The sequence below is a fragment of the Nostoc sp. genome, from assembly GCF_036917465.1.
Taxonomy (GTDB): domain Bacteria; phylum Cyanobacteriota; class Cyanobacteriia; order Cyanobacteriales; family Nostocaceae; genus Nostoc.
Genome location: NZ_JBALDL010000030.1, coordinates 61,019 through 78,859, shown reverse-complemented (window position 1 = coordinate 78,859; position 17,841 = coordinate 61,019). Strand labels below are relative to the sequence as shown.

The window sequence follows — 17,841 nt, the reverse complement described above, 5'->3', positions numbered from 1 at the left end:
AAAGTGAATTTATCGCCTGCGATATTATATTGTTTTATGACTTCAGTTGTTTCTAGTCCTCCACGCACTATTCGGATCGGTTCGCGCAAAAGCCAACTTGCTCTGGTTCAAACCTATTGGGTACAAGCGCAACTCAAGAATTGCTTTCCTGATATCACTTTTGAAGTCCACACCATGTCTACCCAAGGCGATAAAATCCTTGATGTAGCATTAGCTAAGATTGGCGATAAAGGACTTTTTACTAAAGAACTTGAAGTGGGAATGCTCAATCAAGAGATTGACTTTGCGGTTCATTCCCTCAAGGATCTGCCGACTAACTTACCAGAAGGGTTAATACTGGCAGCAATTACTGAACGAGAAAACCCAGCCGATGCATTAGTTGTGCATGAAAAGCACAAAGATAAACAAATCGATACATTACCAGAAGGTGCGGTAATTGGTACATCTTCGCTGCGGCGGTTAGCACAGTTACGCCACCACTTCCCCCACTTTACTTTTAAAGATGTCCGGGGAAACTTAATTACACGGTTAGCAAAACTAGATGCAGGCGAATACGACGCCCTAATTTTGGCAGCCGCAGGATTAGAAAGATTGGAAATGAGCGATCGCGTCCATCAAATTATCCCTAATGAAATCTCCCTCCACGCCGTCGGACAAGGTGCTTTAGGGATAGAATGCCGTGCTGATGATAGTGAATTGCTATCTCTACTCAAAGCGATCGAACATCCTGCAACACGCGATCGCTGTCTCGCTGAACGATCTTTTCTACGCTCTTTAGAAGGCGGATGTCAAGTACCCATCGGTGTAAACACAGAAATATCTGGTGAGAATTTGACCTTAACAGGCATAGTCGCCAGTGTAGATGGTCAAAAAATCGTCAAAAATACCGTCACTGGCATTGCCAACAATGCCGAAGCGCTAGGCAAAGAACTAGCAGAATTATTACGCCGACAGGGAGCTACAGAAATTTTATCAGAAATTTTTGCGGTAATTCAGCGCGGTTCCTAAGCAATTGGGCAAGCCGATGTGATTAGATAAGAATTGAGCGCCGTTGTACCAAAGACGACGAAAAATTGCGTTGGTAGCGATCGAGAGTGAATTGGACAATTCTAGACAGAATCGGGGAAGCAAAAATTACCATGCGGATTCTATTTGTTGCAGCAGAAGCAGCACCCATTGCCAAAGTAGGAGGAATGGGTGATGTTGTTGGGGCATTACCCAAATTTCTGAGAGAAATGGGGCATGATGTGCGGATATTCTTGCCTTACTATGGGTTCCTGCCAGACAAAATGGAAATTCCCCAAGAACCCATCTGGTGGGGAGATGCCATGTTTCAGCACTTTGCAGTCTACGAAAGTGTTCTACCTGGTACTGATGTTCCCTTGTACTTATTTGGACATCCGTCCTTTATGCCACGCCGCATCTATTCTGGAGATGATGAAGATTGGCGGTTCACATTATTTGCTAACGGTGCAGCCGAGTTTGCCTGGAATTACTGGAAACCGGACATTATCCACTGTCACGATTGGCATACAGGGATGATTCCCGTGTGGATGCACCAAGATCCTGATATCACCACAGTGTTTACTATTCATAACCTGGCTTATCAAGGGCCGTGGCGTTGGTATTTAGAGAAAATTACTTGGTGTCCCTGGTATATGGAAGGACACAACGTAATGGCTGCGGCGGTACAATTTGCCAATAAAGTAAATACAGTTTCGCCGACTTATGCCGAACAAATCAAGACAGCAACTTACGGTGAAACATTAGAAGGTTTGCTGTCTTTTATTAGCGGTAAATTATCTGGGATTATTAACGGTATTGATACTGAAGTTTATAATCCTGAAAATGACAAATACATTGAGCAAACCTTTACCTCTGATACGTTAGAAAGACGCAAAGCTAATAAAATTGCTTTGCAACAAGAAGTAGGATTAGAAGTTAACTCCAAAGCCTTTTTTATTGGGATTGTAACCCGATTAGTGGAACAAAAAGGCATTGATTTGATATTACAAATCCTCGATCGCTTCCTCTCTTATACGGATGCACAGCTTGTTTTGCTGGGGACAGGCGATCGCTACTATGAAACTCAGATGTGGCAATTAGCATCTCGCTTTCCCGGACGCATGGCAACTTACTTACTATATAACGATGCCCTGTCTCGCCGCATTTACGCTGGTACTGATGCTTTCTTAATGCCTAGTCGTTTTGAACCATGCGGTATTAGTCAAATGATGTCTTTACGCTACGGTTCTGTCCCTATTGTGCGCCGCACAGGTGGATTAGTTGACACCGTAAGCCATTACGACCCGGAAAATGCCGCAGGTACCGGTTATTGCTTTGACCGTTATGAACCGCTAGACCTTTTCACTTGTATGATCCGGGCTTGGGAAGGCTTCCGTTTCAAACCGCAATGGCAAGAACTACAAAAACGGGGTATGAGTGAAGATTTTAGTTGGTATCAATCTGCCAAAGAGTACGTGAAGTTGTACAAGTCAATCTACGGTTTGCCAGAAGAAGACGAGAAGACACCAGAACCAGAGTTAGTATTAAACGAAACAGTTAAGAGTAGCAAGTCCTGAGCTACGATCCCTCTAAATCTCCCGATAAATTGGGAGACTTTGATTCCGGTTCCCCCCTTTTTAAGGCTACGGTGTACACACAAGTCTGAAATAGCTGATTAATCAATGTTTTACCCCACCCTAACCCTCCCCTTATAAAGGGAAGGAACTAGATTTTCCGGTTTCCCCCCTTTATAAGGGGGGATTAAGGGGGGTAATTTGACTTGTGTATATATAAGCTTTTTAAGGGGGGTTAGGGGGAATCTAAAAGTGTCTAAAGTCACAGCAAAATACTTTTCCAACAACCTCTAAGAGCTTGCAAAGCGACGGCGTACACACAAGTCTCTTGATTTGCAATGGCATTGCATCGACTAATACCAATTCTGTATAAAGATGCGCCAAACTATATAAGGAACGAACCGCAAAGGGCGCAAAGGACACAAAGAAAGAAAGAAAGAAAGAAAGAAAGAAAGAAGGAAGCCAAGAGAATTTGGCGGAGCCTCACAAAGAAATGGTATAACAATGTTAATATATCGACTAACAATGCCATTGCATCGATAATATTTAGACTTGATAGAACTCCTAACTTCTAATTCCTAACTATTTAGTACTTGTTGCTTTCGCTCTAATTAACCAGTCACCATCACGATCGCAAATTTCCCGACCAGAGGAGTCTCCTAAGCGGTCTAGCGCTAATAAACAAGCGTATTTTAAATCCCAAATTGGGGTATTGAGGCAAATTTTGATTTCAGGAATTGCTCGTGAATCACCCAATTCACCAAGAGCGATCGCACAAGCTGCGCGAGATTTCTGAAACTGAGGTTCGCGGTTGTGCAAGTTTTCTACTAGCAAATCGTAGGCGGGAGCATATTTCAGCCAACCGAAAAGTTTCATGACATGATAATGAGCGCCATAATCGTTATATGCCTTATCCTCATAAGTTTCTAAGAGTGCTTGGGGTGCTTCTTGTGGATAGATATCTAGTAAAGTTTTTGTTGCTAAATAGCAGCGTCCAAAATCGGTTTCGTAGAGTTCGTTAATCACAAAATCTAATCCAGGAGTCGCGTCATACTCATGGACTAAATCAAGGTCGTTGGGATGATCGTAAAGTACTTGTTCTAAGTAAGGTTGAATTTCTGTAAAGGTAATTTCACCACTGGGAACGCCTGCATCCAAAAGCATCCGCAATCCTCGCAACCGAAACACCAGAGATACAGGACAACGGGCAATTTCTGGGATGGCTTTGTAGTAGCGTGCATCAATCAAATCTTGAATGCAACCGCGCCGTGCATTGACGCTCGAACTTTGCAGCAATGCCATCACCTCAGTGATTTGGGAATAGTCACCAGTGAAACGACAAACTGTAGCGATCGCCGCACTACGGGTAGGTTCATCCTCAGCTTGAGTAAATTTATTTACACGTTCTAGAGACTGTTGATAATCAGCATTAGCTAAAGTGTGAATAATAACTCGATAGATTTGACCTGGTTTATCGAGTAATTGCGCCACTTCTTCGAGAATTTGTGGATCTTTAGTCCCGATTTCTCCAATTGCCCACACGGTATTTTCAACAGTATAAATATCATCATCTTTAAGACATCGCCGAATTACAGGTAAAGCTGATTCAGCTTGCAATCGCCCTAAACTTTCCACAGCTTTGCGTCGGACAATGCGATGATTTAACTCATCAGGGTTACTGGTTTCAATCGCCCGTACCAAAGCCGCGATCGATTGCTCAGTGGGATAGTTAATTAGATGGGAAACAGCAATATACTTATCAGAAGCGTCTTCGAGTTGTTCTAAAGGTGTATCGATAATTGCGATCGCTTGATCTTCTGTTAGCCCAAACATTTTAAAAAAACGTTTATCCATTGATCTATAAAATGGCTCTTGGATAATTGCTCAGAGGTCATGTTTACTATCGTACTAGGGATTGGGCATTGGGCATTGGATGACCAAAATAGTTAAGTCGAAGTTTACGTCAAAAGAAAATCTGCTTACTGCCTACTGAGTGAGAATTGTAAGTAGAACAGCTACTTTTTCTCTACGCAGCCATTTGAGGATGATAAAAACAGATATGAATAATTATTTAGAAGACTACGAATTTAATAACCTCGATTTTTACAGAAAAAATCATGGGTTACAGCTTTATTACAACTGGTCTGGGGAAATTTTGTGGCAAGAAACACCAGATAAGCCAAAAGAAAAATTGTTCTCTATTATTGGGATGAATGCTACCAAAGTATTTCTCAAGCCCGATCCTGAACACGGCGAAGTCGGGTATCGCATTAATAGAGAGTTGGGTTTATTTTGTGACCCAGATACACAAGAGATTTTGCACTTTTGGCAGTCACCAACAGCAAGTCAAGCAATACCAGTAGTTCACATTGCTAACCGCATTGTTCAAGGCTCAGTCAAACCAAAGAAATTTGTTATACCCAAAGGCCAGGGATATATTACCTCCGTCATGGAAATTCCTTTAGAATATCCACATCCGTTAGCAGGAGATAGTAAATATTCAGATTATTGCCCTGGAGAAAAGTTTAAGGGAGTTGAGTACTTTATATCAAATACTTGCCGCCCCGATGCAACTGAAGTCCCTCCTGCTAAGTGGGCAAGAGACTGTCCTTGGTTGCCCTGGATGAAGTTAGGATATTCTCATCCAGCTAAATTAAGATTTGAAACAACAATATTTAGAGTAGATTCTTTTGAGCAGCTTCATCCTAGCTTGGTCAAACTGGTGAGGGAAAAAGTACCAATTTATGAGTTCACGCCAACAGAAAGTGATGAACCGAATGTGACGAGCATTCAATACTTTAAGAAAAACTTTGAATCTTACTTGCGAGGAGATATTTTTCCACTAGAGGAAACATCTTAAAATAATTCGTAATTCTTAATTCGTAATTCGTAATTAAGAATTCAATTACGAATTAAGTAAGTCGGCACGGAAATCAGCCGGAACCACGAAATCTGGGAAAGTTTGTATATTTCAGCGCAAAGTTATTTGAATCAGCACTTAGTGAAAATGGTTAGCTCCGGCAAGAAGCGGGAAAAATTGACGCTGACATCGGGTTAAAAGTTAAAGGGAGGAAGCTTGCCTTAATTGACAAGACTTGTCAACCCTGAACATAACATGAATGAATTCACTATCGTAAAAATCAGTTAGATACAAGATGCACAGCTTGGGATTAGGTAGTAACATGAGTTAAGTTGCTGCCAAATTCCCCGATTTCACCAGCTTTGCCTCTTTAGGGTTTGGGGAAAAAATGTCAGATGTTTTTTACCCAAAAAGATGATGTTTAAGCATTTCGATGCTAAGTTCACGCGGATAGATGAGATAGTTCCTAATATATATAAACTCTCGATCTCAAATAATAAAAAATTTGTTTTCAGTCAATTTCTGATCGTTGATGAGCGCCCAATGCTAATTCATACGGGTCGCTCAAATTGGTTCGAGCAAACTTATCAGCTAGTAGAGTCTGTCTGCGATGCTTCAAAACTTGATTACATCGGTTTTTGTCACCTTGAGGCTGATGAGTGCGGAGCGCTTAATCAGTGGCTTGAAGTTGCTCCACAAGCGAAAACAATTGTGAGTCCTCTGAATCAATCGAACATGGATGACTTTGCACTGCGACCAACAACGGCTCTTAAGAATAACTCTGCTCTTTCCCTTGGCAGAAGAGATATCATCCTGATTGAAACTCCTCATTTTCCTCATGGATGGGAGAGTTGTGTATTTTATCAGCCGCAAGAGGAGATCCTTTTTTGTTCTGATCTCGCGGCTCATCCGGGTCAGTTCGATGAACCTGTTACCGAGAAGGATCTTACAGAATCCATCATTAAGTTTCAGCAAAAAGTCGGGTTTATGTCTGAAGGTAAAAGTTTCACTCGAGGAATTGAGGCAATACAAAAGCTACCGATTAAGTACCTTGCAACAATGCATGGTTCTATTATTCACGGTGAGTCGATACCAAAGCTTCTTTCTATAATGTTGGAAACGTTTGGCTGTTAAGTATTTCTGTTCTTGCTTTTAGCACCTCAATGAGGAGTGTTTCTCTCCATTGCAGAGGGAAGGATATTTAAAGCCCTATCATTGTCTGGGTGAACATTTGTTGGTGACCTTAGATGGCACTCAGTATTTTAGTTCTCAAACAATCCACAGTACTTTATCGGAATGTCTTCTTATAGTAATGAAACTCCCTTTGACGCATCGATGTTAGTACATTATCGGGAAAGAATCAGTATTGAATTAGTCAACAAAGTGAATCAGTAAATGGTTAAGAAGATGCTAGAAGAAGCATCTTCAAGTGGCATCAAAAAAAATAAAAGAAGCAGAAAAAGAAGGTAATAAGAATACGCCAATAAATCGTGGAAAATTGATATTAGATGCGACTTGTGCGCCAGGTGATATTAGCTATCCAACATATTTAGAGCTACTTAATCAAGCCAGAAAACAAACAGAGAAAATTATAGACTTCCTCTATGAGTGGATGAAGGGTCAATTAGATAAAAAGCCAAGGACTTATCGAGAAGTAGCGAGAAAAGATTATCTAGAAGTCTCTAAAAAATGTCGTGTATCTCAAAAAGATAGGAGAAAGGCGATAAAAAAAACAACTCCAGTATATCAAAAGAAACTTACAGCAGATTGACCATTTAATTGCATCAGATTATAAATTACCTTGATCGAGTTAATAAAAAATTCTATTGAACTTTATTTGAATAACTGGTCAACCCTTAAGATTGCTTTTCCAATACTTTTTCAGCAAACCGTATTTAAGTATGCTTAATATTTATTATAATGCTTATATAATCTATATTATAGGGATTGACATCACTAAATTATAGTCATTAAAATTTGGTAAATTATAATAGACACCATAAAAATACCGGAAGAACCTCAATTTTTTCTACTTCTTAAATAATTGGCAAAAGTATAGGCTTGGACTGATAATTGGTGCTTTTGATACCAACAATAAGCGTTGTCTGCAACTATCTGTCCTGCTGACAAATTCATTTGGTGCTGATAGTTGTCTCCTAGCCAGTAGTGTTCTCCTGCTTGCAGACCATCTACATTTTGTCCTTTATACCATGTACCTATAGGCAGCAATCTGTGAGCGCAGTAAGCTGCAAAAACTCCTGACTTAGCCAAAAATTCAGTAGGGTAGTTTAAAAAACCTGTCACTGAGTTTAATAGTAGAGTGCTTACTTCTTCAGCAGATTTAACTCCCAAACAGATGACAGGAATATTATTGATCGGTTTAATTTTAAAATTTAGAGGAGTACCAATATCTAGAATTGTCTCAATTTCTAACTCTAGACAAGTACGCTGTAAGGCTAGTTGTGAATGTTGATACACACGCGATCGCACTCCAGAACTACCAAAAATTACTAAGCGTCGAGGACGTTCTGATAAAGAAGTTAAATTCTTCGGCTCACCAACATTGGAAAAAATAGGTAAAGTCGGAACTTTCGGATGTTTTCCTTGACCTAATTTCATGATAATTTCAGCATACCCTTGCCTACTAGTAAGACATTGATCGCTTAAGCGAACTAAACGTGTAGCTAGATTTCTTTGCAGTGGCGATGTCCAAAACTGACTTGTCCAAATAGAATTAAAAGCATAGATTTCATGAAACATCGTTACTAAATTTTGGAAGTTTGCTGTTTTTCGCCAACTTTCCAGACCTTCCACCAACCAAACAGGACAACCTCGTTTTGCATAACCATAACCTACATAATGCAAAAGAACATTAGATATTGATCGCTGGTAGTTAGGTAGTAATTCTAATAGAGCCGCGCTTGAACGTTCTGTAACCTGCTTGATTACAAATCCATCTACAAAAGCTGCACCAGACCAATTTGGATCTCCTATTACAAAGTCACTTACCAAGCCAAAGTCTTGACGCATTTGCTTGGCTAAATTTAGTGCATAATCTCCCACTCCATCAATAGCAGGAAGGAGACGCGGAACGATAACAGTAATCCGATCTAAATCACTCATTATTACCTCTACTTTTAATATTGGAGCGTCTATCATTAATAATTTCCTCAATAGAGGTCTTTATCCTGATATTGATAGATTAAGTTATTCTAGACTTACTCAAACGTACTATTCCAGTATTTCTCAACAATGTTGTGTATAAAAGAATATAAAAAATGTATGCTCAGTCTTCTGAATTAGTTCGAGCAACAGGGTTGACTCAGGATTTAGCCAGTGAACTTTATGGAAAATATATACAGTTTATTAACCAGTCAGTATCTCAACATGGAAGTTTACTAGATGTGGGATGTGGATCTGGATGGTCTTCTTATCTTCTCAGTCAGGAAGGTTATCAGGTTGTCGGCATTGATCTAAATCCTGAAGCATTTGAATGTCCTATTATACCCAACTTAACTTTAGTGCCAGGCAGTGCCATAAATTTGCCGAGGATGCCTCTTTTGATGTAGTAGCTTCTCATCAAGCAATTGAGCATATTCCTGACCCACAAAAAGCAATCATGGAGATGATTAGAGTTTTAAAACCAGGTGGGAATTTGTGCATAGTAGGCCCTAGTCTTTTGAGTATTGGTCATTTAATTAGGGCAATTAGTGTATATGTTTGGCAAAATCGTCCCATTCAAAACAGCTTCTGGCGATCGCCTAATATGCCTAAGCATCCTTGGGGTAACACCTTACTAGAAATCTTGGTATCCTGTCCTCTGATGCTTACTCTCATGATTAAAAAGCTTGTTGATAGTAAAGCTAGTTTCACCATGCGAGAACCAGACATCAACCCACCATTTCATGCCGATAATGATGCTTGCTATATGTGTAATCCTATTGATTTTGTGAAATTTTTACCCCAACAAAATTGTGTAATTGCCCAAAATGGATTTTATGGAAGACCTCAGTGGACAATACTAATTGCTTCAGGAACTTTTATTGCTGCTTGTAAGTTACAGGATTGATATATTACAATTTTACATAACTCAGTACTGAGTAATAAGCGGAGTCGGAGACCCTTCGCCTCCAGTGAGTGTAACCTTACTCGGTACTGATATATTTAGTGCAAACCCCGCAACTTAAAAATAGTACTTATTTTAACTCAGTGTTTGGCACTCATAACTTTTCATCTCTTGATAATAGACGTGCTATTACAAAAAATCAGATTCCCCAACAGTTAACTTTGTTTTCAGTAAAAATACTGAGGGAAAAGGAAAAATTTAAGGAATAAGCTAAAACAACTTTCATAACATAATTACTTAATTGTTGTTTGAACGCATCGAAATATATACTGATAGATGTGATGTATGCATAGTACCCGAAAACTTCTCTCAGTCGGTCATTCTTATGTAGTAAACCTTAACCGACGACTGGTTAACGAGATTGCTCGTCTAGGGCAAGATAATTGGGAAGTAACAGCGGTTGCGCCTTCATTTATGTACGGGGATTTGCGACCTATACATCTAGAAACTAACCCCAATGAGATATGTCGGCTACAAGCAGTACCAGTATATTTCAGCAAGCACGTCCATATTTTGACTTATGGTTGGCAACTTAAAGAAATTATGCAGCAAAACTGGGATTTGGTTCATTGTTGGGAGGAACCTTACATTTTTTCTGGTGGGCAGATTGCCTGGTGGACACCTGAAAACACTCCACTAGTTTACTCTAGCTTTCAAAACAAATCTAAGCAGTATCCTCCTCCATTTAACTGGATTGAGCAGTATGCTATGAGCCGCGCAACGGGATGGATTACTGGTGGGCAAACCGTTGTAGAAACTTTAAAACATCGGACAGGATATTCACTTCCGATGCGACTCATTCCCTTCGGTGTAGACATTGAGCATTTCTATCCTTGTATTGATGCTCAACACCAAATTCGTCGCTTTCTAAATTGGCAAGAACAAGGAACGCCTGTTATCGGCTTTCTAGGACGCTTTGTACCCGAAAAAGGATTAGATTTATTCATGCGGGTTCTAGATAGTTTACAAACTCCTTGGCGAGCTTTATTTGTTGGTAATGGGCCAATGGAATCATCATTGCAAAGATGGGCAAAACGTTATCCCGAAGAGGTGCGGATTTGCACAGATATAAAACATAGTGAAGTTACTCAATATCTCAACGCTATGGATATACTTGTCGCCCCCAGTCAAACTGTGTCAAATTGGCGAGAACAGTTTGGGCGGATGTTGATTGAAGCTTTTGCTTGTGGTGTTCCTGTAATTGGTAGTGATAGTGGGGAAATTCCTTATGTTATTCAAGATGCAGGTTTAGTCGTGGATGAAAAAGATGATGCTAGTTGGGTTACAGCTATTTCAGGCCTACTTAATAGTCCATCTCGACGGCAAGAACTCGCTCAGAAAGGCTTAGAGCGAGCGCATACACTTTACACTTGGTCATCTGTTGCTAAACAACATTTACAATTTTTTACCGAGCTTTTAGACAATAAAAATTAAGTATTTATGAAAGTAGCTTTACGAAATTCACTTGCTTATTTTTTGCGGTCTTTACCTTACTTTCCAGGCAAGTATAGATTAAGTACAATCCTAATACCTTTAATGACAAATTATCAAATTGACAAAGATTGCCTTGTTACAATTAAAATGCAAGACAATAGTACAATGCATCTAGATTTACGCAGTATGCTAGAGCAAAAAGTCTTTTTTTCAGGAGAATATGATAATGGAATTATTCAAATATTATCTAGAATTTTATATTCAGGATCAGTAATTTTTGATGTTGGTGCAAATATTGGACTTTATTCTATATCTTTAGGTGAAAAGCTCAAAAAAATAGCTGGTAAATCTCAAATATGGGCTTTTGAACCAGTAACATCTAATTTTAATCGTCTAACTAACTTGGTTGATGTTAACCAATTAACAAATATTGTTTATCCAGTAAATACTGCCTTGGGGAACCAAGAGGGAATAATACAACTTTGTATGGTAGATGAACAAAATAACTCATCTACGGGTAACGCTTTTTGGCTCAAAGAAAATTTAGTAAATCAAGAGAAACTTACTGACTCATCACCTATTACTAAATTAGATAATTTCGTTGAAAAACATAATATTTCAAAGTGCGATATTATCAAAATAGATATTGAAGGTGCTGAGATGGATTTTATCTTAGGAGGAATAAACTTTATTAAAAAAAGTAGACCAATTATTTATGGTGAATTCAATCCATATTGGGTAAAACATTTTGGTTATTCATTTGTAGATGTAGCAGAGTTAATCATTCCTTTAGGATATAAACTCTACCAACAAATAGGACGTAAACATTTTGTTGAAATTCAGGAAATAAAAGCGGGGGTTTCAGATGTACTCATGGTTCCTACAGAAAAATTACCTGAGATATTATCCAAATTAAACATACTGCAATAATTAGTCTATTTTCTTTACTACATTTATATTTAAGCAATTGATATGCAACATCAAGAATATGCCTCAACTGCGCCTCGCAATTATTTGCGACTATCTCGAAGAAAACTGGTACAGCATGGATCTCTGCGCTCAGATGCTACTTAAATACCTGCACGCTGAACATACTTCGTCTATTCAAGCTACAGAACTTCGCCCAATATTTAACTGGCGTTGTCAACAAATTCCCCGATTCGGCAAAAAACACTTTGTCTACAATGCCGATCGCCTAATTAATCGATTTTGGGACTATCCTCAATATCTTAAGCAACGAGTAGCAAATTTTGATTTATATCACATTGCTGATCATAGTTATGCCCATTTAGTGCATATTTTGCCTCCAGAACGCACAGGTGTATACTGTCATGACATTGATGCCTTTCGCTGTTTGCTAGAGCCAGCGCAAGAACCTCGACCTAGTTGGTATAAAGCTATGTCGCGGAGAATTTTGCGCGGTTTACAATCATGCGCTGTTGTATTTTATTCTACCGCAGAGGTAAAGAGACAAATTGAGCATTATCAACTAGTGGAATCGTCGCGCCTAGTTTATGCTCCTTATGGTATTGCTCCAGAATTTAGTATTACTCCTGAAAACGCCAGTATTGCTGATCAACAAATACTAGAACAAATAAGTAAAGCACCTTTTTTACTTCACGTCGGTAGTTGCATTCCTCGTAAGCGCATTGATATTCTTTTACAAGTGTTTGCCCAGTTACAAGCTATTTACCCACAGTTGCGGCTTGTCAAAGTTAGTGGACAATGGACACCAATCCAAGAGCAACAAATTGCTCAGTTGAACATTAAAAAGTCAATAACTCATCTACAAAGTTTACAACGTGTAACTATAGCAGCACTTTATCGACGAGCATCAGCAGTGTTATTAACAAGTGAAGCGGAAGGTTTTGGATTACCGGTTATTGAAGCCTTAGCATGTGGGGCGATCGCAGTTGTCAGCGATATACCTGTGTTGCGTGAGGTAGGACAAGAAGCGGTGGTTTACTGCCCAACTGCGGATGTGTCAGCTTGGGTAAAGACTATAGAAAATCTATTGTTAAACCCCACTAACGCCCCGGCTAGCAATCTTCGTTTGAGTCAGGCTAACAAATATTCTTGGTCTGCTCATACCCAGATTGTTGCTCGATCTTATTTAGAATTAATCAGTAATTAAATATGAAAATAGTATTTGTAAATCCGGTGGGAGTAATTGGTGGTGCAGAGAGAGTTTTGTTAACTATGTTGACTGCTTTAAATACACAGTCAAATATACAACTGCACTTAATTGTAGGTACAGATGGGGCATTAGTAGAGGAGGCTAAAAAGTTAGGCGTAGAAGTGACATTACTAAAACTGCCAGAAGAATTTAACCAATTGGGTGACAGTGCTTTTAAAAGTCATAATAAAACGATCGCAATATTCATATTGCTATTACGGATAGTCACAATTTTGACCAGCATCTGGAAATATCTTAGGGAGTTTAGGCGATCGCTACGTGAACTCAAACCAGACTTAATTCACTCTAATGGTATTAAAACTCATATACTAACTACATTAGTTGGAGTCAAAGGTGTACCCATTGTTTGGCATATTCATGATTTTTATGGCTCACGGCCATTAATAGCACAGGTTTTAAAGTGGTTGAGCGATCGCGCCACTCTGGGAATTGCAATTTCTCAAGCTGTTGCTCAAGATGCTAGAACTACATTACCTCACTTACCCATAAAAGTAATTTACAATGCGATCGATGTCAATTATTTTTCCCCTGCGCCTGAATCTTCCCATATTCCTTTACGGGTAGGATTAGTAGCTACTTTTGCTCGTTGGAAAGGTCACGATATTTTCCTAGAATCAGTAGCTAATATTGTGCGATCGCATCCTGATTTAAACGTTCGTTTTTATATTGTCGGTGGAGCAATTTATCAAACTCGTGGTTCCCAATTTTCTGAGCAGGAGTTAAAAAATCAAGCATCAAATCTTGGAATTGCAGATCAAGTCGATTTTCTCGGTTTCCAGCAAAATATAGCAGAGATTTACCGTTGGTTAGATATAGTAGTTCATGCCAGCACCCAACCAGAACCATTTGGACTAGCAATAATAGAAGCTATGGCTTGTGGCAAACCAGTCATAGTATCTCAAGCAGGGGGAGCAACCGAGCTATTCACTCACAACTATGATGCAGTTGGTGTAACTCCAGGAGAACCTACTGCTTTAGCAGCAGCTATTTTAGACTTACTCAACAACACCGAAAAACGCCAAATCATCTCAAACAATGCCAGACTTACAGTCATAAAGCGTTTTAGTCATGAGCGTTTATATCGGCAAATTCTAGCAGTATATACCTAATAAATAGCAAGTAAAATCTTCGCGGCATTTTTATTTAGCAAAATCAAGCGTATAATCATAACACTAATAAAAAATATTAGTAAAGATGATACAATTAATATCAAAACTGTTAATTGAATAGTAATAATTTTGGGATAAAATTTGGCTATAACTGGTAAAAATCCAGCAGTTATTAAAGCATGTACCAAATAAATACCAAAACTTAAGTAACCTACTTTCTTTGCAATCCAACTGATTGGCGCACTTTTAGAAATTAACTCAGATATTACAATTGCATAAATCAACAATATATATGGTATAAGCCAAAATATAACCTGTATATTATATATGTAAATAATACTAATTAATAGCGGTATTAATAATATTATTAATCTGATTGATTTCTCTTGATAACAAATATCTATATACTTTTGAAGGAATTTTTGAGATTGGTAATGGTTAATTATAATATTAAATATTATGTATGGTAGACACTTGATTATCCAAACTAAAATAACAAACACCAATCTCATTAACTGAAATAGCCAAGAATTAGAAACTGATAAAAAGTAAATTATTTGTTTGAATGCAATACCTTCTCCTAATACAAAATCATTTCCAGCTTTTACAATTAACTCAACAAGACCAATACTTAAAAACAAAAATAAAAAAAGTAATGAAATATTTTGAATATTTTTGAATACTTTGGTTACTGGAATTGCAGCTACAGTACCACAAAACAACATTGGTAAAAAGTATAACTGCACTCCAGATGCACCGAAGAATATAATATTTATTGGGTCAGCTATTAATTTCTCAAAAGATTCTCTATTCCCAATAAGCCATCCGAATAATCTTGCTAACAAGTAAATCACAGTCCAAGCAAAATAGGGAATTATAATTTTTTTTAATCGATTGTTTAGATAATTGCTTGTACTTGTTGATAAAAGTAGTTTAATACTGAAATAAAAAGAAGTCACTAAAAAGAAAGGAACACAAAAGGCAACAAAAAAATTAGAAATTAACAGAGCATTTTGATTCCGAGGTATTTCTCCTAACCCATGAATAAAAACTACCCCATAGGCAGCTATACCTCTAAAAAGATCAATTCCTAATAGCCTCTTGTTCTGATTGCTAGAATTTGGTAATATCATAAATAGTTATATTGATAACGTGAGTTCGATGAACCTCTCCCCAACCTCTCTCCGAACCGGAAAGGGGCTGAAAAACTCTTGGTGATAATAAACGAAAAGTCAAGTTTTTTAAGCCTCTCTCCTCGTAGGGGAGAGGTTTGGAGAGGGGTTTTTAAATCCGTTGAACTCACGTATTGATAAAGTTCTAGATCCCCGACTTCTCAAAGAAGTCGGGGATCTAACTTTTCACCAATGAGTTAGGATTGCTATAGTTCTTAAACTCTACTCATTGTGTAGCCAGAATATTGCTGGTTAGCCTTAACCCCATTAATTGCTATACCTAAAACATTTTGCTCACCCTTCTCCAACAATTCTTTAGATAGAGAAATACTATCAGCATCAGCTACGCCTGGACGAACTACAAACAAAATTCCATTAGCCAGTTTGCCCAAAATAGTTGCATCAGCAGCAACCGTCAGAGGTGGGGTATCGATAATCACAAAGTCATATTTTTGTGCGACTTGTCCCACAAAGACAGCCATTTGGCTGGAATCAAGCAGCGCACCAGGGTTGTTATTTATTTCTCCAGCAGTTAAAACTTCCAAGTTAGCTACAACTTCAGTAACAGCCTGCTCTAAATCTAACCGGCTTCTCAGAACATGGCTTAATCCAGTCTCATTTGGGATTTCCCAGATTTTGTGTTGACTAGGATTACGTAAGTCTGCATCTACCAACAAAACCTTACGTCCAAGTTGAGAGATAGAAACAGCTAGGTTAGCGGCAATTGTCGATTTACCTTCTTTAGGTACAGCACTCGATACTACAATAACTTTGATTCGTTGCTCTGAATTAAAAACTCTCAGGTTAGTTTGTAGCATCCGAAAAGCTTCGCTGACTGGAGAATTAGGTTTATCTTTCACAATTACTTCTGGAATAGGATTTCCATTGCTAAATGGCGGAATAGAACCTAGTAAGGTGTAATCTAATAAATCTTTGGCAGATTGAGTAGTTTTGATAGTTTTGTCGAATTTTTCCAAAACGAAGGCAGTAGCCGCACCCAGCACAAGACCACCAATCAACCCTTGCAGTAAGTTTATATATTGACGGCTTTTAATAGGCACTCCCGGAATTAATGCAGGTGTGACAACCAAAGCATTACTTACTTGTAGATTTTCTGCCACTTGAAGTTCTTGATACCGAGCTAGAAGGTTTTGATAACTAGACTCGGTTGCAGCTATTTCACGCTCCATCTGGCGTTGCTGCAACTCTAATTGTGGTAAGGTATTAGCTCTTTGTCTATAAGATACAATGACTTGAGCTAAAGTTTTGAGTCGTACCTGCAAACTCAGACGTTCTGACTCAGCACTAGCATAATTAGCAAGGATTCCTTGTTGCAGACCCAAAGGTCTAAGCTGTACTATCTTTTCAGGATTTTTGTTTTGATTTAAACGCCCAGCTTTACCTATAAAACTTTGTTCTATCCGTCGCTGGAGTTCTTGTTTAAGAATAACTGCCTGTTCTTTGAGGTTAATTACAGCAGGATGGTTATCTGTTAAACGCAGCCTCAGGAGTTCAATTTTTTGTTGGGTATCTTGCAACTGTGTGAGAACTAAAGTAGTTGATGGAGACTCACCTACAAAACCTGCAATTACAGCCTCTTGTGAAGTCACATCAAACAGTTGCTGAATTGATTCCATCCGCGCAGTTTGAGATGCTAAATCAGACCTAGTTGCAGCAATTTGTCTGTCTAAATCAGTAAGAATTGAAATGCTCGATGATGCTTCTGCCTTAAGGTCTAAAACTTTATTTTGTTGTTTAAAAACTTGCAATCTTTGTTCAGATGCTTGTAATGCTCTTTTTCTTAGTGGTAACTGTTGGGCGATAAAGTCTCTGGCTGACCTAGTTTGAGCGCGATTTGCATTAATATCATTTTGTATATAGACCTTCATTAAGGTATTGACAATTGAAGCAGCCTTTCTAGGGTCTGTATCTACATAAGAAAGTTCCAGAATATCAGTGTTTTCCAGATTTTTTACTTGTAGGTTTTTTAAGAATACCAAAGGGTTAATATTAAGGCGGAGAGCGTTGATAGTCCTTTCAGCAATAGGCAAAGAACGTAGAACTGCAACTTCAGTTCCCAGAGGTCTACCACTTACAGAACTTTCTAACTGTCCTAATTGGTTTCCTACCCCCGTAAGCGAAGAAGTAGAGTTCTTTTTTAAGACTAGTTGGCTGGTTGCTTGATAGATTGGGGTTTCTAGTAGAGTTTTAACTACAGCCAATGTCAAAAGTAGTCCAAAAACTATAGAAGCAGGTAACCACCGACGCTTCAAAATCGCCCAATATTGCAAATGTTCTTCCATGTCTTTTGCTAGTTACTAGTTTGAATTGTGTTTTGCTTCGTCCAATGCATAATTACTTGAC

At 38.5% G+C, this 17,841-nt stretch carries 14 protein-coding genes and 2 pseudogenes; 12 read left to right on the top strand and 4 right to left on the bottom strand.

From position 1 onward, the window contains the following. Positions 1-36 precede the first annotated feature (36 nt). Together hemC and glgA are read left to right on the top strand one after the other, a co-directional pair. Entirely contained in the window at positions 37-1,008 is a 972-nt protein-coding gene (gene hemC / locus V7K38_RS06325; RefSeq protein ID WP_334856317.1) for a hydroxymethylbilane synthase, read from the top strand. Positions 1,009-1,139: 131 nt separating this feature from the next. After that, the gene (gene glgA, locus V7K38_RS06320) at positions 1,140-2,582 is read left to right on the top strand and encodes a glycogen synthase GlgA (protein ID WP_334856348.1); all 1,443 of its coding nucleotides are present in this window, start codon (positions 1,140-1,142) and stop codon (positions 2,580-2,582) included. 579 nt (positions 2,583-3,161) lie between these two features. Here the strand turns inward: glgA and V7K38_RS06315 are convergent. Then, positions 3,162-4,433 carry a HEAT repeat domain-containing protein gene (locus V7K38_RS06315; RefSeq protein WP_334856315.1) on the bottom strand — a complete coding sequence of 424 codons (1,272 nt, stop codon included), beginning with the start codon at positions 4,431-4,433 and terminating at the stop codon, positions 3,162-3,164. 205 nt (positions 4,434-4,638) lie between these two features. Here V7K38_RS06315 and V7K38_RS06310 point away from each other — a divergent pair, with 205 nt between their 5' ends. The 4 genes and pseudogenes from V7K38_RS06310 to V7K38_RS29600 form a co-directional block, all read left to right on the top strand. Next, positions 4,639-5,439, top strand: a complete 801-nt coding sequence (locus V7K38_RS06310) for a DUF1838 family protein (protein WP_334856313.1) — start codon at positions 4,639-4,641, stop codon at positions 5,437-5,439. Between the two features lie 60 nt (positions 5,440-5,499). Beyond that, positions 5,500-5,637 (top strand): annotated as a pseudogene (locus tag V7K38_RS29605) (AIPR family protein); the annotation flags it as partial. A 216-nt stretch (positions 5,638-5,853) separates the two neighbouring features. After that, complete coding sequence (locus tag V7K38_RS06305) at positions 5,854-6,573, top strand: hypothetical protein (protein WP_334856311.1); 720 nt, start codon at positions 5,854-5,856, stop codon at positions 6,571-6,573. 352 nt (positions 6,574-6,925) lie between these two features. Next, positions 6,926-7,238 (top strand): annotated as a pseudogene (locus V7K38_RS29600) (IS5/IS1182 family transposase); the annotation flags it as partial. Positions 7,239-7,458: 220 nt separating this feature from the next. Here V7K38_RS29600 and V7K38_RS06295 read toward each other — a convergent pair. Beyond that, on the bottom strand, positions 7,459-8,562 hold the full coding sequence (locus V7K38_RS06295) for a glycosyltransferase family 1 protein (protein ID WP_334856309.1): 1,104 nt from the start codon (positions 8,560-8,562) through the stop codon (positions 7,459-7,461). Positions 8,563-8,717: 155 nt separating this feature from the next. Here V7K38_RS06295 and V7K38_RS06290 point away from each other — a divergent pair, with 155 nt between their 5' ends. From V7K38_RS06290 to V7K38_RS06265, 6 genes are all read left to right on the top strand, one after another. Continuing rightward, positions 8,718-9,008, top strand: coding sequence for a class I SAM-dependent methyltransferase (locus V7K38_RS06290; RefSeq protein WP_334856307.1), 291 nt, complete (start codon positions 8,718-8,720; stop codon positions 9,006-9,008). Next, a complete protein-coding gene (locus V7K38_RS06285; protein ID WP_334856305.1) occupies positions 8,933-9,508 on the top strand; it encodes a class I SAM-dependent methyltransferase in 576 nt (191 codons plus the stop codon). Before V7K38_RS06290 ends, V7K38_RS06285 begins: the two co-directional genes overlap by 76 nt. Positions 9,509-9,850: 342 nt before the next feature. After that, the gene (locus V7K38_RS06280) at positions 9,851-10,999 is read left to right on the top strand and encodes a glycosyltransferase family 4 protein (RefSeq protein ID WP_334856304.1); all 1,149 of its coding nucleotides are present in this window, start codon (positions 9,851-9,853) and stop codon (positions 10,997-10,999) included. 6 nt (positions 11,000-11,005) lie between these two features. Beyond that, the gene (locus tag V7K38_RS06275; RefSeq protein WP_334856303.1) at positions 11,006-11,929 is read left to right on the top strand and encodes an FkbM family methyltransferase; all 924 of its coding nucleotides are present in this window, start codon (positions 11,006-11,008) and stop codon (positions 11,927-11,929) included. Positions 11,930-11,987: 58 nt separating this feature from the next. Then, positions 11,988-13,133, top strand: a complete 1,146-nt coding sequence (locus tag V7K38_RS06270) for a glycosyltransferase (RefSeq protein WP_334856301.1) — start codon at positions 11,988-11,990, stop codon at positions 13,131-13,133. A 2-nt stretch (positions 13,134-13,135) separates the two neighbouring features. After that, positions 13,136-14,305, top strand: coding sequence for a glycosyltransferase family 4 protein (locus V7K38_RS06265; protein ID WP_334856300.1), 1,170 nt, complete (start codon positions 13,136-13,138; stop codon positions 14,303-14,305). Here V7K38_RS06265 and V7K38_RS06260 read toward each other — a convergent pair. Next, on the bottom strand, positions 14,302-15,438 hold the full coding sequence (locus V7K38_RS06260) for an acyltransferase family protein (protein WP_334856298.1): 1,137 nt from the start codon (positions 15,436-15,438) through the stop codon (positions 14,302-14,304). The two genes, V7K38_RS06265 and V7K38_RS06260, sit on opposite strands and share 4 nt — an antisense overlap. A gap of 254 nt (positions 15,439-15,692) precedes the next feature. Next, positions 15,693-17,780 carry a GumC family protein gene (locus tag V7K38_RS06255; RefSeq protein ID WP_334856296.1) on the bottom strand — a complete coding sequence of 696 codons (2,088 nt, stop codon included), beginning with the start codon at positions 17,778-17,780 and terminating at the stop codon, positions 15,693-15,695. Positions 17,781-17,841: the final 61 nt, after the last annotated feature.

Excerpts from the sequence above, each read along its gene's own strand:
- hemC (WP_334856317.1), top strand. The coding sequence starts at position 37 with ATGACTTCAGTTGTTTCTAGTCCTCCACGCACTATTCGGATCGGTTCG.
- V7K38_RS06270 (WP_334856301.1), top strand. The coding sequence starts at position 11,988 with ATGCCTCAACTGCGCCTCGCAATTATTTGCGACTATCTCGAAGAAAAC.
- V7K38_RS06260 (WP_334856298.1), bottom strand. The coding sequence starts at position 15,438 with ATGATATTACCAAATTCTAGCAATCAGAACAAGAGGCTATTAGGAATT.
- V7K38_RS06290 (WP_334856307.1), top strand. The coding sequence starts at position 8,718 with ATGTATGCTCAGTCTTCTGAATTAGTTCGAGCAACAGGGTTGACTCAG.
- V7K38_RS06295 (WP_334856309.1), bottom strand. The coding sequence starts at position 8,562 with ATGAGTGATTTAGATCGGATTACTGTTATCGTTCCGCGTCTCCTTCCT.
- V7K38_RS06310 (WP_334856313.1), top strand. The coding sequence starts at position 4,639 with ATGAATAATTATTTAGAAGACTACGAATTTAATAACCTCGATTTTTAC.
- V7K38_RS06275 (WP_334856303.1), top strand. The coding sequence starts at position 11,006 with ATGAAAGTAGCTTTACGAAATTCACTTGCTTATTTTTTGCGGTCTTTA.
- V7K38_RS06285 (WP_334856305.1), top strand. The coding sequence starts at position 8,933 with ATGTCCTATTATACCCAACTTAACTTTAGTGCCAGGCAGTGCCATAAA.
- V7K38_RS06265 (WP_334856300.1), top strand. The coding sequence starts at position 13,136 with ATGAAAATAGTATTTGTAAATCCGGTGGGAGTAATTGGTGGTGCAGAG.
- V7K38_RS06305 (WP_334856311.1), top strand. The coding sequence starts at position 5,854 with ATGATGTTTAAGCATTTCGATGCTAAGTTCACGCGGATAGATGAGATA.
- V7K38_RS06315 (WP_334856315.1), bottom strand. The coding sequence starts at position 4,433 with ATGGATAAACGTTTTTTTAAAATGTTTGGGCTAACAGAAGATCAAGCG.
- V7K38_RS06280 (WP_334856304.1), top strand. The coding sequence starts at position 9,851 with ATGCATAGTACCCGAAAACTTCTCTCAGTCGGTCATTCTTATGTAGTA.
- V7K38_RS06255 (WP_334856296.1), bottom strand. The coding sequence starts at position 17,780 with ATGGAAGAACATTTGCAATATTGGGCGATTTTGAAGCGTCGGTGGTTA.
- glgA (WP_334856348.1), top strand. The coding sequence starts at position 1,140 with ATGCGGATTCTATTTGTTGCAGCAGAAGCAGCACCCATTGCCAAAGTA.